This window comes from Flavobacterium potami, from assembly GCF_020026915.1.
GTDB classification, from domain to species: domain Bacteria; phylum Bacteroidota; class Bacteroidia; order Flavobacteriales; family Flavobacteriaceae; genus Flavobacterium; species Flavobacterium potami.
Genome location: NZ_JAINUY010000008.1, coordinates 45,774 through 59,412, shown reverse-complemented (window position 1 = coordinate 59,412; position 13,639 = coordinate 45,774). Strand labels below are relative to the sequence as shown.

General features: G+C 34.0%; 13 protein-coding genes. 10 read left to right on the top strand and 3 right to left on the bottom strand.

What is annotated here, in order from left to right; translation table 11 throughout:
- The 4 genes from K6T82_RS20855 to K6T82_RS20840 all read left to right on the top strand — a co-directional run bounded on the left by K6T82_RS20855 (position 1) and on the right by K6T82_RS20840 (position 2,794).
- The gene (locus tag K6T82_RS20855; RefSeq protein WP_223710258.1) at positions 1-441 is read left to right on the top strand and encodes a deoxycytidylate deaminase; all 441 of its coding nucleotides are present in this window, start codon (positions 1-3) and stop codon (positions 439-441) included.
- On the top strand, positions 431-2,008 hold the full coding sequence (locus tag K6T82_RS20850; RefSeq protein WP_223710256.1) for a S41 family peptidase: 1,578 nt from the start codon (positions 431-433) through the stop codon (positions 2,006-2,008). The genes K6T82_RS20855 and K6T82_RS20850 overlap by 11 nt, the downstream gene beginning before the upstream one ends.
- Before the next feature lie 17 nt (positions 2,009-2,025).
- The gene (locus tag K6T82_RS20845) at positions 2,026-2,391 is read left to right on the top strand and encodes a nuclear transport factor 2 family protein (protein ID WP_223710253.1); all 366 of its coding nucleotides are present in this window, start codon (positions 2,026-2,028) and stop codon (positions 2,389-2,391) included.
- 85 nt (positions 2,392-2,476) lie between these two features.
- Positions 2,477-2,794 (top strand): hypothetical protein, encoded by a 318-nt coding sequence (locus tag K6T82_RS20840; protein WP_223710250.1) that lies wholly within the window; start codon positions 2,477-2,479, stop codon positions 2,792-2,794.
- A 174-nt stretch (positions 2,795-2,968) separates the two neighbouring features.
- Here the strand turns inward: K6T82_RS20840 and K6T82_RS20835 are convergent, their stop codons facing one another.
- The 3 genes from K6T82_RS20835 to K6T82_RS20825 form a co-directional block, all read right to left on the bottom strand.
- A complete protein-coding gene (locus K6T82_RS20835; RefSeq protein ID WP_223710673.1) occupies positions 2,969-3,574 on the bottom strand; it encodes an FAD-dependent oxidoreductase in 606 nt (201 codons plus the stop codon).
- A gap of 1 nt (position 3,575) precedes the next feature.
- A complete protein-coding gene (locus K6T82_RS20830; RefSeq protein ID WP_095954910.1) occupies positions 3,576-3,779 on the bottom strand; it encodes a hypothetical protein in 204 nt (67 codons plus the stop codon).
- 103 nt (positions 3,780-3,882) lie between these two features.
- Positions 3,883-4,461, bottom strand: coding sequence for a MarC family protein (locus K6T82_RS20825; protein WP_223710248.1), 579 nt, complete (start codon positions 4,459-4,461; stop codon positions 3,883-3,885).
- Positions 4,462-4,806: 345 nt separating this feature from the next.
- Here K6T82_RS20825 and K6T82_RS20820 point away from each other — a divergent pair, with 345 nt between their 5' ends.
- The 6 genes from K6T82_RS20820 to K6T82_RS20795 all read left to right on the top strand — a co-directional run bounded on the left by K6T82_RS20820 (position 4,807) and on the right by K6T82_RS20795 (position 13,594).
- Complete coding sequence (locus K6T82_RS20820; RefSeq protein WP_223710246.1) at positions 4,807-5,376, top strand: DUF3109 family protein; 570 nt, start codon at positions 4,807-4,809, stop codon at positions 5,374-5,376.
- Between the two features lie 334 nt (positions 5,377-5,710).
- On the top strand, positions 5,711-6,688 hold the full coding sequence (locus K6T82_RS20815; protein ID WP_026728414.1) for a ribonucleotide-diphosphate reductase subunit beta: 978 nt from the start codon (positions 5,711-5,713) through the stop codon (positions 6,686-6,688).
- A gap of 263 nt (positions 6,689-6,951) precedes the next feature.
- Positions 6,952-9,345 (top strand): ribonucleoside-diphosphate reductase subunit alpha, encoded by a 2,394-nt coding sequence (locus K6T82_RS20810; protein WP_223710244.1) that lies wholly within the window; start codon positions 6,952-6,954, stop codon positions 9,343-9,345.
- A 371-nt stretch (positions 9,346-9,716) separates the two neighbouring features.
- Positions 9,717-11,114: a DUF1800 domain-containing protein gene (locus K6T82_RS20805; RefSeq protein WP_223710242.1), complete on the top strand. Its 1,398-nt coding sequence runs from the start codon at positions 9,717-9,719 to the stop codon at positions 11,112-11,114.
- 13 nt (positions 11,115-11,127) lie between these two features.
- On the top strand, positions 11,128-12,291 hold the full coding sequence (locus tag K6T82_RS20800; RefSeq protein ID WP_223710240.1) for a DUF1501 domain-containing protein: 1,164 nt from the start codon (positions 11,128-11,130) through the stop codon (positions 12,289-12,291).
- Between the two features lie 463 nt (positions 12,292-12,754).
- Positions 12,755-13,594: a prephenate dehydratase gene (locus tag K6T82_RS20795; protein ID WP_095928250.1), complete on the top strand. Its 840-nt coding sequence runs from the start codon at positions 12,755-12,757 to the stop codon at positions 13,592-13,594.
- Positions 13,595-13,639: the final 45 nt, after the last annotated feature.

Sequence of the window (13,639 nt, the reverse complement as noted above, 5' to 3'; positions counted from 1 at the left end):
ATGGAAGTAAAAAAAGGGAATAAATACGATAAAGCCTATCTGCGAATTGCAAAAGAGTGGAGTCAGCTTTCTTATTGTAAACGTAAACAAGTCGGCGCGATTATCGTAAAAGACAGAATGATCATTTCTGATGGATACAACGGTACACCATCAGGATTTGAAAATTGCTGCGAAGACGAAGACGGATTAACACGCTGGGATGTTTTGCACGCTGAAGCGAATGCTATTCTGAAAGTAGCAAGATCAACACAATCTTGCGAAGGTGCAACTTTATATATTACACTTTCACCTTGCAAAGAATGCAGTAAGTTAATTCATCAGTCAGGTATAAAAAGAGTAGTCTATAAAGATGGCTATCGTGATGATTCTGGAATTCAGTTTTTAATAAAAGCAGGTGTTGAAGTACAACATATTCCTGTTTTAGAAGAAGATGAAATTTAATTTAAAATATTTACCAATAGTAATCGGAGCAACTTTTGCTCTTGGCACCATTGCCGGAAGCTTTATGAACGCTCCTGCAAGTGACCAGCTTTTGGCTAAAAATTACTCTAAAACCAAACTAAACAAACTTATTGATTTTATCAATACAGAATATGTAGATAGTGTCAATACCGATTCGATTGTAAATCTTACGGTCGATAATATTCTTTCCAAATTAGATCCACATTCTGTTTATATTCCGCCAAGCGAACAGGCCGAAGTTGCCGAAAGCATGAAAGGTGATTTTGTTGGAATCGGAATCAATTTTTATATGTACAAAGATTCGGTTGCGATTATAAAACCAATCGAAAACGGACCTTCAGCGAAAGCGGGACTAAAATCTGGAGATAGAATTCTATTTGCTGGAAAAACAAAATTGTACGGAAGAAGATTGCCTTCAGATAGTTTGTTTTCGAAACTGAAAGGAATTCAAGGTTCTGAAATAGAGCTCACAGTTTTTAGAAAATCAGAAAAGAAGAAATTAAAGTTTAAGGTTAAACGAGATATCATTCCAATTAAAAGTGTTGATGCTTCTATAGTGATTGGAGAAAAAACGGGTTACATCAAAATAAACCGTTTTGCAGAAACTACTTTCAACGAATTCAAAACGGGTTTAACAAGATTAAAGCAAAAAGGCATTCAATCTCTTGTGATTGATCTTCGTGACAACGGCGGAGGTTATATGGAAGAGGCAATTGCCATTGCAGATGAATTTTTAAAAGATAAACAGTTGATTGTTTTTACAAAAAGTAAAAACGGTTCAATAGAGAAAACATATGCGACAAAAGCAGGAAGTTTTGAAACTGGAAAAGTGTATGTTTTAATTAATGAAAACAGTGCTTCTGCGAGCGAAATATTAGCGGGAGCAATCCAGGACAATGATCGCGGTACTATTGTTGGACGTCGTTCTTTTGGAAAAGGTCTCGTTCAGAGAGAAATGGATTTTAACGACGGATCTGCAGTAAGATTGACAGTTGCTCGTTATTATACTCCAACTGGAAGGTCTATTCAGAAGCCCTATAAAAAAGGGAATGAAGAATATTTTAAAGAATCTGAAGCCAGAGTTAAAACGGGTGAATTGTACGCAAAAGACAGTATAAAAGTGGCAGATTCATTAAAATTTAAAACACCAAAAGGAAAAATCGTCTACGGCGGTGGCGGAATCGTTCCTGATGTTTTTGTTCCGATTGAAGCGGAACATGGAAATGAAAATGTTGCGTATTTATTACAAACTGGAATTGTAGGACATTTTGTTTTTGAAGAATTGGATAAAAATAGAAATGCTTTTGCGAGACTTTCTTTTAGTGAATTTTTAGCTAAAATGAAAAGCTCGGATGCCTATTTTAAAAAATTCAAAAACTACATTTTAATGACTGGTTTGGATTTGAAATTAGAAAAAACAAAACCACTTGTTGATCGCTATATCACGGCTGAATTTGCTCGTCAGTTGTATGGAGAGTTGTATTATTATGATGTAATCTTGAAAGATGATGCGATGATCAAAACCATTCTGAATCCGAAGAAATAACTTCAAATTTTTATATCATGAAAATAGAAACCGTTGTTAATGCAGAAATTGAACTTCTGACTGCTATTAAAAAATCGGATATTTTGGCTTTGGAAACAATCCTTCATGATGATTTGCTCTTCAATATGCCTGACGGACAAACGATAACAAAAGATTTTGATCTACAATCGTATCGTTCAGGAAAAATGAAGGTCGATTTTTTGGAAGCTTCAGACCAAATCGTAAATGTTATTGATAATACCGCTGTGGTGACTGTTACGGTTTCATTAAAAGGTGCATATGATAATAATCCGATAAATGGTGTTTTCAAGTATATAAGAGTTTGGAAAAAAATCGGAAAAAATATGAAAGTGATCGCGGGAAGTTGTGTTCAGCTGGCATAAAGTTTGAAGCTGGAAAAATATTAATTCAAAAACTTAGCGAACATTGCGTTAGTCTTAGCGCGCTTTGCGGTTAAATCCTTAAAATATGAAAAATCTAAAAAGAATAAGTTTACTAGTAATTTTAATGACTTTGGTAATCTCTTGTACCACTATGAAAAATGATGCGAATGCTCCAGTTTCAGGAAAAGTAGAATCTATTGAAGGAGGAAAAGACGGTTACACAGCAAAAATCACCACAGAGAATAAAGAGGTTTATTTTGCTACAATCAGCATTGTAAATGTTGGTGGACCTCAAAACTACAAACAAGTAAAAATCGGAGATGTGGTAACTGTAAAAGGAGAAAGATGGAAAACTGAGGACGAAAACCACATTAAAGTAACAGAAATCGTTTCGGTTAAATAATCAAAAACATAAATAAAAATTAAACCATTAAGAAATTAAGTTAATTAAGCTTTGTGCTAATTTTATAATCTCTTAATGGTTTTTTATGTCAACTCTTAATGTAATTCTGAAGCAAAGTATATTAAGGCAAAAGCTTAATTAACTTAATGCCTTAATGGTTCAAAAAGAAAAGAATTATCGAATACTATCGTGAGCGTGAGTTTGCACGCCGTTATTCCATAAAGTAAGAATGTCTGTTGCTACAGCAGCGCCACTTCCGGCAGCAATAGCCAATTGACTTCTCCATCCAGCCAAAGTTCCGATTACATAAATGCCATCAGCAACTTTATGGTCTTCGTTTTTTAATTGAATACGTTGTTTCTCTGGAAGTGCTTTTTTATGAGGTTCAATAAATTGCATTAAACCTTCAATATCAAAAGTATTGGCAGAACCAATTCCGACCACGATATTTTTTGTTTGGTATGAATTCTTATTAGTTATAACAGTAAATTCTGGATAAGCGCCTTCAATTTTCATCACTTTCTCATTTGGAATCTGAGTAATGTGTGGGTAAGTGGTAGCTAAATCCTGTGTGCTTTCAGTAAGCAGTTCAGAACCTAGTTTTCCTGGTGTAATTCCGTAGGCGTTATAAAAGATTGCCTCTTGTAAAGAAGAATTTTTCTGGTGTGTAAAAATTCCGATTTTTTTGTCAGTAACAAATGTTTTGTTTTTTGCGGATCCTAAGACAAGAGCACAAGACATGCCTGAAACTCCTCCGCCTATAATTAAAACATCAAACATATTATCTGTTGTCATTCATTTTTTCTTCAATTCTTTTTGAAATTCTAAAGATCAAAAGAATCAAGACAGCGCAAAATGAAGCGGCGATTCCAATAAAAGCTACAATACTATCTCCTTGAAAAGGATTTTTAAAGTCTAATAGCGTAATATTAAAAACGATTAAAGCTAATGCTAAAAGCACTAAGATTGAAGTGAAAATTTTCATAAGATTGTTTCTGTTTGGTCTAAAATAATAAAGTAGAACCCTGAAAAATGACTAAGAGTTATATTTTAGAATATTTTACGGGGTAAATTTATAAAAATAAATTTTAGACAAACAAACCTTTAACATTAGCAGCGAATAATTTAACAGCAATTGCTAAAAGTATTACACCAAACGTCTTACGAACCACTCCAAGTCCGTTTTCTCCTAACAAATTTTCGATTTTTTTAGAAGACTTCAAAACAATATAAACTAGTATAATATTCAATAAAATCGCAATGATAATATTTATGGTATGAAATTGAGAACGAAGCGATAATAAAGTCGTCATTGTTCCTGCTCCGGCGATTAATGGAAATGCTAAAGGAACGATAGAAGCTGAGCCAGGTTCTTCGTCGCGATAAATTCGGATTCCTAAAATCATTTCCAGTGCCAAGAAAAATAAAACGAATGATCCCGCTACAGCGAATGAATGTACATCGATACCTATTAAGTTTAATAATCCTTCCCCAACAAAAAGAAAAACAATCATAATCGCTCCGGCAACAATGGAAGCTTTTTCAGATTCAATATGCCCAACTTTGGCTCTCAAATTCACAATAATCGGAATAGAGCCAACAATATCAATTACGGCAAAAAGTACCATACTTACTGTTACAATTTCTTTAAAATCGATTTCTAGCATATCGTTTTGATTTTTAAGGTTTAAAAAACTGGTGCAAAAGTAGTTAATAAAGTTAGGTGTTTTTTCGTTAGACTGCATTTTTGTTATAAAAACATGTTTTTTTTGATTAAAAAAGTGATATTTGTAACAATTGTTGTTTTCTTTTGCATTTAGTAATAGTTATAATAGGTTTAGCCGCAAAGCGCGCAAAGTTGTTTCGTAAGGTTCGCAAAGTTTAAATGATTATCGAAATCTTGTAAAATAGGCTTTGTGATTCTTTGCGTAAATCTTTGCGAACTTTGCGGTTAAATTTTGGCAATGAATATCTGCTTTCTTTGACTATCTTTGCACTCTAAAAATAATGTCATGTTTCAGTTAGGGAAAACTATTATTTCAGAAGATATTCTGGAAAAAGAATTTGTGTGCAACTTGTCTGCTTGTAAAGGAGCTTGTTGTGTTGATGGAGATGCGGGCGCGCCTTTAAATGAGGCTGAAACCAAAATATTAGAAGAAATTTATCCGAAAGTAAAGCCTTTTTTAAGAAAAGAAGGAATTGCAGCAATTGAAGCACAAGGAACTTGGTTAACAGGAACCGATGGCGATCTTGAAACACCACTTATAGATAATAAAGATTGCGCTTATGTAATTTTTGACGGAAAAACGGCACTTTGCGGTATCGAGCAGGCTTATAATCAAGGAATCGTAGATTGGAAAAAACCCGTTTCTTGTCATTTGTATCCAATTCGCGTAAAAGACTTCACGGAATTTGCAGCAGTTAATTATGACAAATGGGATATTTGTGATGATGCATGTTCGCTAGGTAAAGAATTGGAAGTCCCGGTCTACAAATTTGTCAAAGAAGCGCTAATTCGCCGTTTTGGAGAAGACTGGTATTTGGAACTTGAAAAGGTTGCCGAAGAACATAAAAATTCGTAAAAATCGCTTTAAAAATTATAGTCATTTTGACTACATATTTTGACTCAAAAAAATAAATTTTTGACTCAAAAAAAACTTTCTAAAACTATTTAAAATTTCTTGCTTTTTATTTCAAAAAGTCTATATTTTACGGGCTTTTAAATAAGATGGTGACTTTTAATTAGTTCATTTGCAGTAAATTAATTATTGTCTGAAAAAATTCTCAAAAAATAGCGTTTGTTAAAAACTACGTCCGATTGTGAATAAGTTTGGCTTTTATTTTTGACGTTAATTGACAATCTTTGTAGTCTACTGAAAAAGTAAAATTTCAATACAAAAATTAACAGAATCTGTCATGTCACAAATCGAACCAATATTACAAGAAAATAAAAATCGCTTCGTTATTTTTCCGATTAAACATCATGATATTTGGGAATGGTACAAGAAGATGGAAGCAAGTTTTTGGACTGCTGAAGAAATTGACTTACACCAGGATTTGACAGACTGGAATAATAAGTTGAATGACGACGAAAGATATTTCATTAAACATATTTTAGCATTCTTTGCGGCTTCTGATGGAATCGTAAACGAAAACCTTGCTGAAAACTTTGTTAATGAAGTACAATACGCTGAAGCGAAATTCTTCTACGGATTTCAAATCATGATGGAGAATATCCACAGTGAGACGTATTCTTTATTAATTGATACTTACGTTAAAGACGAAGCAGAAAAAACAGAATTGTTTAATGCTTTGGAAGTATTCCCTGCAATTGCTAAAAAAGGAGAATGGGCTTTAAAATGGATCGAGTCAGATTCGTTTGCTGAAAGGCTTATTGCTTTTGCTGCCGTTGAAGGAATCTTTTTCTCAGGTGCTTTCTGTTCGATTTATTGGTTGAAAAAACGTGGACTTATGCCAGGTTTAACTTTCTCTAATGAGTTGATTTCTCGTGACGAAGGCGTACATTGTGATTTTGCTGTTCACTTGCATAATCACCATTTGGTAAACAAAGTGCCAAAAGATAGAATTAAAGAAATCATTGTTGATGCTTTAGATATCGAAAGACAATTTGTTACAGAATCTCTTCCAGTAAGTTTAATTGGTATGAATGCAACTCTGATGACACAGTATTTAGAGTTTGTTGCTGATAGACTTTTGGTAGAATTAGGTTGTGAGCGTGTGTATGGATCAGCGAATCCGTTTGATTTTATGGACATGATCTCTCTTCAGGGAAAAACTAATTTCTTTGAAAAACGTGTTGCAGAGTATCAAAAATCTGGTGTTATGAACACGGATAGCGATGCTCAAAAAATTTCATTTGATGCAGATTTTTAGGTAACAAATACTTTTAGCGCCTGATCTTCTCAGTAACGCTAAAGAAAGATTACAAAATATTTTTTAAGGTTGAATCTCTTTCCCCAAGTCGCAGGTTCAATAACAATTTATGACGCATTTAAATTCGAATTTCGAATTTGAAAAGAGTAACTATTGAGAATTCGGTAATTCTCAAAAAATAATTTAAAAACACGCAATGTTTAAGTGCTGGAGTTCGTTCTCCTTGTACTTTCATTTTTTCAATAACCATAAAAGGTAAGCTTATGTATGTAGTAAAAAGAGATGGCCACAGAGAGCCGGTAATGTTTGATAAGATTACAGAAAGAATCAAAAAATTGTGTTACGGCTTGAATGAGCTTGTAGATCCTGTTAAGGTAGCCATGAGAGTTATCGAAGGATTGTATGATGGGGTTTCGACTTCTGAATTAGATAATCTTGCAGCAGAAACGGCAGCTTCTATGACTATTGCGCATCCAGATTATGCACAATTGGCAGCTCGTATCGCTATTTCGAATCTACATTCAAATACTAAAAAATCTTTCTCTGAAACGATGAAAGATATGTACAACTACGTGAATCCAAGAAATGGACAGGATGCTCCATTAATTGCCGATGACGTATTTAAAGTGATTCAGGAAAATGCTGCCTTTTTAGATTCTCATATTATTTATACAAGAGATTTTAATTACGATTACTTTGGTTTCAAAACCTTAGAGCGTTCTTATCTTCTTAAAATAAACGGAAAAATCGTTGAGCGTCCGCAACACATGTTAATGCGTGTTTCTGTTGGTATTCACTTAGACGATTTAAAATCGGTTATCGAGACTTACGATTTGATGTCTAAAAAGTTCTTTACGCATGCAACGCCAACATTGTTCAACGCAGGAACTCCAAAACCACAAATGTCTTCTTGTTTCCTTTTGGCAATGCAAGATGATAGTATTGACGGTATTTACGATACATTAAAACAAACAGCAAAAATCTCGCAGTCAGCGGGAGGAATCGGACTTTCTATTCATAATGTTCGTGCAACTGGATCTTATATTCGCGGTACAAACGGAACTTCAAACGGAATTGTTCCGATGTTGAGAGTTTACAACGATACGGCACGTTATGTAGATCAAGGTGGTGGAAAACGTAAAGGTAGTTTTGCGATTTACATCGAAACTTGGCATGCCGATATCTTTGAATTTTTGGATTTAAAGAAAAACACTGGAAAAGAAGAAATGCGTGCGAGAGATTTATTCTTCGCTATGTGGACTTCAGATTTATTCATGAAACGTGTTCAGGAAGATTCAACTTGGACTTTAATGTGTCCAAACGAATGTCCAGGATTATATGATGTTTACGGAGATGAATTCGAAGCATTATATACAGATTACGAATTCAGAGGAAAAGGGAGAAAAACAATCCGTGCTCGTGAGTTATGGGAGAAAATCCTTGAATCTCAAATCGAGACCGGAACACCATATATGTTGTACAAAGATGCAGCAAACCGTAAATCGAACCACAAGAATTTAGGGACTATTCGTTCTTCTAACTTGTGTACAGAGATTATGGAGTTTACCTCTAAAGATGAAATTGCAGTTTGTAACTTAGCTTCGATCTCATTACCAATGTTTGTTGAAAACGGACAATTTGATCACCAAGCACTTTACAACGTCACAAAACGTGTAACTCGTAACTTGAACAAAGTAATCGACAGAAACTACTATCCAGTAAAAGAAGCTGAAAACTCAAACATGCGTCACCGTCCAGTTGGATTAGGAGTGCAAGGTTTAGCAGATGCTTTCATTATGCTTCGTATGCCTTTTACAAGTGATGAGGCTAAAAAACTGAATCAAGAAATTTTCGAAACATTATATTTCGCTGCTGTAACTGCTTCTATGGAAATGGCAAAAGAAGAAGGACCTTACTCAACTTTCGAAGGTTCTCCAATGTCACAAGGAGAATTCCAACACAATATGTGGGGAATGAAAGATGAGGAATTATCTGGTCGTTGGGACTGGGCTTCTTTAAGAAAAGAAGTTGTAGAACATGGAGTTCGTAACTCATTGTTAGTTGCGCCAATGCCAACTGCTTCGACTTCTCAAATTCTTGGAAACAACGAAGCTTTCGAACCTTACACATCAAACATTTACACACGTCGTGTATTGTCTGGAGAATTTATCGTAGTAAACAAACATTTACTTCACGATTTAGTAGAAAGAGGTTTGTGGAACGAAACGTTGAAACAGGAAATTATGCGTCATAACGGATCTGTTCAAAACATTGAAGTTATTCCGCAAGACTTAAAAGACCTTTATAAAACAGTTTGGGAAATGTCGATGAAAGATATTATCGATATGTCTCGTCAAAGAGGTTACTTTATTGACCAATCTCAATCGTTGAACTTGTTTATGCAGGATGCAAACTATTCTAAATTGACGTCAATGCACTTCTACGCTTGGCAGTCTGGTTTGAAAACAGGAATGTATTACTTAAGAACAAAAGCAGCTGTAGATGCGATTAAATTCACATTAAACAACGATAAAAAAGAAGAAACAGCTCCTTCTTTAGTTCAGGAAAGTGAACCAATTAGCGTTGAAGATTACAAAGCAATGTTATTAAAAGCACAAGCGGCAGGTCCAGAGGATTGTGAAATGTGTGGAAGTTAATTGTAAATTTTAGATCTAAGATTTTAATTTGATATATAAAAAGCAGTTGTCATTTTTGATAACTGCTTTTTTGTGTTTTTTAATGACAACGAATTTAAACATAGCCCACGGTTTCAACCGTGGGAACGCAAAGAGGAGCATCATACGTTTCCCACGGTTGAAACCGTGGGTTATATTTGATTTTGATTGCGTGAATAAAAGCCTAACATGATTTTGTTTGTTTCACAATAACAATATCCTCCAAATTCTCCCGTTCTAATTAATACCAAAGACCTTTTCAAAACTTAGCACCTTAGCATCTAAGTAACTCAGAACCTTCTCCTTTAAACCTTTAAAAGAGAATCGAGTCTTATTGTAATAATTTCTGAATTATGAAAAAAAGCAATATTTGGTCATTACGATTAGGTTTTTCAGGAAAACAAGCTGTTCAAATTGAAAAATTAGGATTAGAAAAGTTTCTAAAACATTCCTATAATTCCAAATTTGATAAACAATTTCCAGATTTTCTGCAGGATCAGCCTAAAACCACTTTAGAATTAAAGGAGATTAGAGAACAAATAAAAATCTCAGGACCCGAAACCAGAAAAGAATTTCAGAAAAAAGAAAATCAGGCAAATGCCGCATTTAAAAAATGGTGGATTGCTAAAATGCGTACGGATGAATTTCCGCTCCGTGAAAATATGGTTTGTTTCTGGCACAATCACTTCGTGTCGACTTCACAAAAAGTAAAAATCAACTACTGGATTTATCAGCACCATATGATTTTACGAGAAAATGCTTTTGGCAATTTTAAAGAATTGACCAAACAGATTCTGAAATCGAATGCAATGGTGCGATATCTCGATAACGGCGACAACAAAAAAGGAAAAGTAAACGAAAACCTAAGTCGTGAATTGTTAGAGTTATTTACTATCGGAATTGGGAATTATACAGAAAACGACATTAAAAACGGAGCAAAAGCACTAGCGGGTTTGAACATTGGCGATGATGGTGCGGTTTACCGAAAAAATATAGAAGACAACAGCGATAAAACCTATTTCGGGAAAACCGGAAACTGGAAAGCCGATGATTTAGTCGATATTATTTTTGAACAGAAAAACATTCCGTATCTCATTACCAGAAAAATTCTAAAATGGTTTATATATGATAATCCGCCAGAAGATTTGGTAACCTATTACGGAGATTATTTTAGAAAAGAAAAATTCGAAATCCAGCCTTTACTGACTAAGATTTTTACGGAAGAATTTTCGAAAGAGAATTCAGGAAATAAAATCAAAAATCCGCTGGTTTATATTTTACAGCTTTATGATGAATTGCAGATCGATAATGTTGATGACGCTGCAATTATGGCATTCATAAAACAGCAAGGAATGGATTTGTATAATCAGGTAAATGTAAAAGGTTGGGACGGTGGAAATTCCTGGCTGACATCGCAGATTTATCTGCAAAGAAATAATACAGCCGATTTATTATGCAGTGGCAAAAGCCTTAGTCGAAAGGTTTTGAAAACCATGATGAATGGCGTAGAAAAAGAAAAATCAGAATATGAAAAAGCCGATGTAAAAGTCGTTTTTGATTCAAACGGAAATAATAAAACCATAATTTCTGAATTGTCAAACCGGTTATTGTTTACCGTCAGCGATTCAGCTCAAAAAGACATGGAAAAACTTTTGAAATACGATTTTGACCCGAAGGAACCTCATGCTGATTTTGCAGTTGTTCGCGTATTCAATTATATTACAAAATTGCCAGAATATCAATTAATTTAGAAAATAAGAAATCATGAACAGAAGAAGTTTTCTAACATTGACAGGAACTTTTACAGGCGGGATGCTTGTATTGCCTGATTTTTTACACGCTTTTGGTTCACAGACTAATTTAGTTGTTGGAGAACAATGCATTGTTTTTGTGCAGCTAAATGGAGGAAACGACGGTTTAAATACTTTTATTCCATACGACGATCCATTATATTATGATTTAAGAACAAAAATTGCTCTAAATAAAGATGTTGTTGTTGGGAAAAATAAAGGAATGGCATTTCACCCTTCGTTGAAAGATTTCGCTCAAATGCAGCAAAACGGAGATTTGACTGTAATTCAGAATGTCGGTTATCCAGAACCTATTCGTTCGCATTTTAGAAGCCAGGAAATTTGGCAAACGGCAACCGATTCTAATAAATATATTAATGAAGGCTGGCTTGGAAGATTTCTGGACTTACAATGTAACGGACATCAGGCGACGGCTGGAATCAATTTAGATTCGATTGATAATTTGGCTTTAAAAGGAGTCGAGCCGAATTTTATCACCATAAAAGATCCAAACCGATTTAAAGTGAAATCTAAAGAAGAGAATGTGACTTTGTCTCAAAATCCACATTTGGATTTTGTTCGAAAGATTGCCAATTCGGTTACCGAAGGTTCAGATGAAATCCAAAAAGCATTGGCCAAATCGAAGAATGAAATCAGTTATCCGAAAACAGAATTGTCTAAAAACTTAGAATGGATTTCCAGATTGATAAAAGGAAATCTAAACTCGAAAGTTTATTACACTTCTCTCGGCGGATTTGACACGCATGATAATCAGCTTGCCATTCACGAAAAAAGACTGGGAGATTTGAATGATGCACTTTATAGTTTTTACAGTGATTTAAAACAAGCGCAATTACTTCAAAATGTAACCATAGTAGTTTTCTCAGAATTTGGACGAAGAGTAAAAGACAATGGAAACGGAACCGATCACGGAACTGCTGCGCCAATGTTCATAATTGGAGGAAATAATAAAGGAACTATTCTAGGAAAAAATCCAAACTTAGCAGACTTAGACAACGGCGATTTAAAATACGAAATAGATTTTAGAAGTGTCTATGCCTCATTACTAAAACAAAAAATGGATTTTGATTATTCTAAAATCGGAATTATGAATAAACCAGTTTCTGGATTGTTTTGAGGGTGTGATAGCCACGAATTCACGAATTTATTTTTGAAAATCTATGCGGTTAATTAGTGCAATTTGAATTAAATAACCTCAAAGATTTGTATTAATTCGTGAATTCGTGGCAAAAAAACTCAGCCACTTAGCATCTCAAAACCTCAGAACCTCAATTCAATATTCTCATTTTAAGCCGATTTTTTTATATTATCATACAAAACCTGCTAAATTTGTTAAGAAATCCTTTTTTGTTTCATAAAATGCAATCTTTTTTTTGGCGCACTAAAAATAATTTATACATTCGCAAAGAATTTAAAAAATAACACAAACAAAATGGCAACTAACCGTTTTTATTTTAGCAACAACTTTTATTTCTTCTTTAGTAGAAGTCAGGATTGTGCTATGGTTATTTGAGATAAAATTTAAGACAAATAAAACTAATATACAATCCTGATGCAAATCAGGATTTTTTTTTGACTATATGACAACGAAAATTGCAATACAAGGTATTAAAGGATCATTTCATCATCAGGTTGTAAAAGAGTATTTCTCTGAAAATGTGGATATTGATGAATGCTTATCTTTTGAAGAATTGATCGACAGCCTTATTGCCGGAAAATCTGACCAAGCGGTTATGGCGATTGAAAACTCGATTGCTGGTCCGATTATCCCAAATTACGCCTTGATCGACAAGAATAATTTGCACATTATTGGAGAGCATTATTTAAATATTCAGCAAAATTTAATGGCTTTAAAAGGTCAGAAAATTGAAGATATCAGAGAAGTTCATTCGCACCCAATGGCACTTTTGCAGTGTATGGATTTCTTAAAACAATATCCAAATATCAAATTGGTTGAGGATAAAGATACAGCAGAAACGGCAAGAAGAATTCAGGAAAAACAATTAACCGGAATTGCTGCAATTGCAAGTGTAACGGCTTCAGAAATGTACGATTTAGATATTATTGCGTCATCGATTCAAACGATCAAAAACAATATGACTCGTTTCGTAATAATTAAAAAACAAAATTCATTTTTGCCAGAAAGCGAAATCAACAGAGCTTCTGTAAAATTTGAATTAGATCATAAAAGAGGAAGTTTAGCAGCTGTTTTAAATGTAATGAGTGACTGCAAACTGAATTTGACAAAAATTCAGTCGCTTCCAAAAATTGAAACACCTTGGAAATATTCATTTTTTGTAGATGTAACATTCGAAAAATACGAAGATTTTGCAAAAGCCAAAGCGTTATTAAACATAATGGCAGAATATTTTAAAGTGTTGGGAGAATATAAAAACACTAAACCTTTAAGTGAGTCTTAAAGTTGGAAAGTAGAAAGTCTTAAAGTCAAAAAAGAAAGCTTAAAG

Excerpts from the sequence above, each read along its gene's own strand:
- K6T82_RS20840 (WP_223710250.1), top strand. The coding sequence starts at position 2,477 with ATGAAAAATCTAAAAAGAATAAGTTTACTAGTAATTTTAATGACTTTG.
- K6T82_RS20850 (WP_223710256.1), top strand. The coding sequence starts at position 431 with ATGAAATTTAATTTAAAATATTTACCAATAGTAATCGGAGCAACTTTT.
- K6T82_RS20800 (WP_223710240.1), top strand. The coding sequence starts at position 11,128 with ATGAACAGAAGAAGTTTTCTAACATTGACAGGAACTTTTACAGGCGGG.
- K6T82_RS20825 (WP_223710248.1), bottom strand. The coding sequence starts at position 4,461 with ATGCTAGAAATCGATTTTAAAGAAATTGTAACAGTAAGTATGGTACTT.
- K6T82_RS20845 (WP_223710253.1), top strand. The coding sequence starts at position 2,026 with ATGAAAATAGAAACCGTTGTTAATGCAGAAATTGAACTTCTGACTGCT.
- K6T82_RS20795 (WP_095928250.1), top strand. The coding sequence starts at position 12,755 with ATGACAACGAAAATTGCAATACAAGGTATTAAAGGATCATTTCATCAT.
- K6T82_RS20855 (WP_223710258.1), top strand. The coding sequence starts at position 1 with ATGGAAGTAAAAAAAGGGAATAAATACGATAAAGCCTATCTGCGAATT.
- K6T82_RS20810 (WP_223710244.1), top strand. The coding sequence starts at position 6,952 with ATGTATGTAGTAAAAAGAGATGGCCACAGAGAGCCGGTAATGTTTGAT.
- K6T82_RS20835 (WP_223710673.1), bottom strand. The coding sequence starts at position 3,574 with ATGTTTGATGTTTTAATTATAGGCGGAGGAGTTTCAGGCATGTCTTGT.
- K6T82_RS20815 (WP_026728414.1), top strand. The coding sequence starts at position 5,711 with ATGTCACAAATCGAACCAATATTACAAGAAAATAAAAATCGCTTCGTT.
- K6T82_RS20820 (WP_223710246.1), top strand. The coding sequence starts at position 4,807 with ATGTTTCAGTTAGGGAAAACTATTATTTCAGAAGATATTCTGGAAAAA.
- K6T82_RS20830 (WP_095954910.1), bottom strand. The coding sequence starts at position 3,779 with ATGAAAATTTTCACTTCAATCTTAGTGCTTTTAGCATTAGCTTTAATC.
- K6T82_RS20805 (WP_223710242.1), top strand. The coding sequence starts at position 9,717 with ATGAAAAAAAGCAATATTTGGTCATTACGATTAGGTTTTTCAGGAAAA.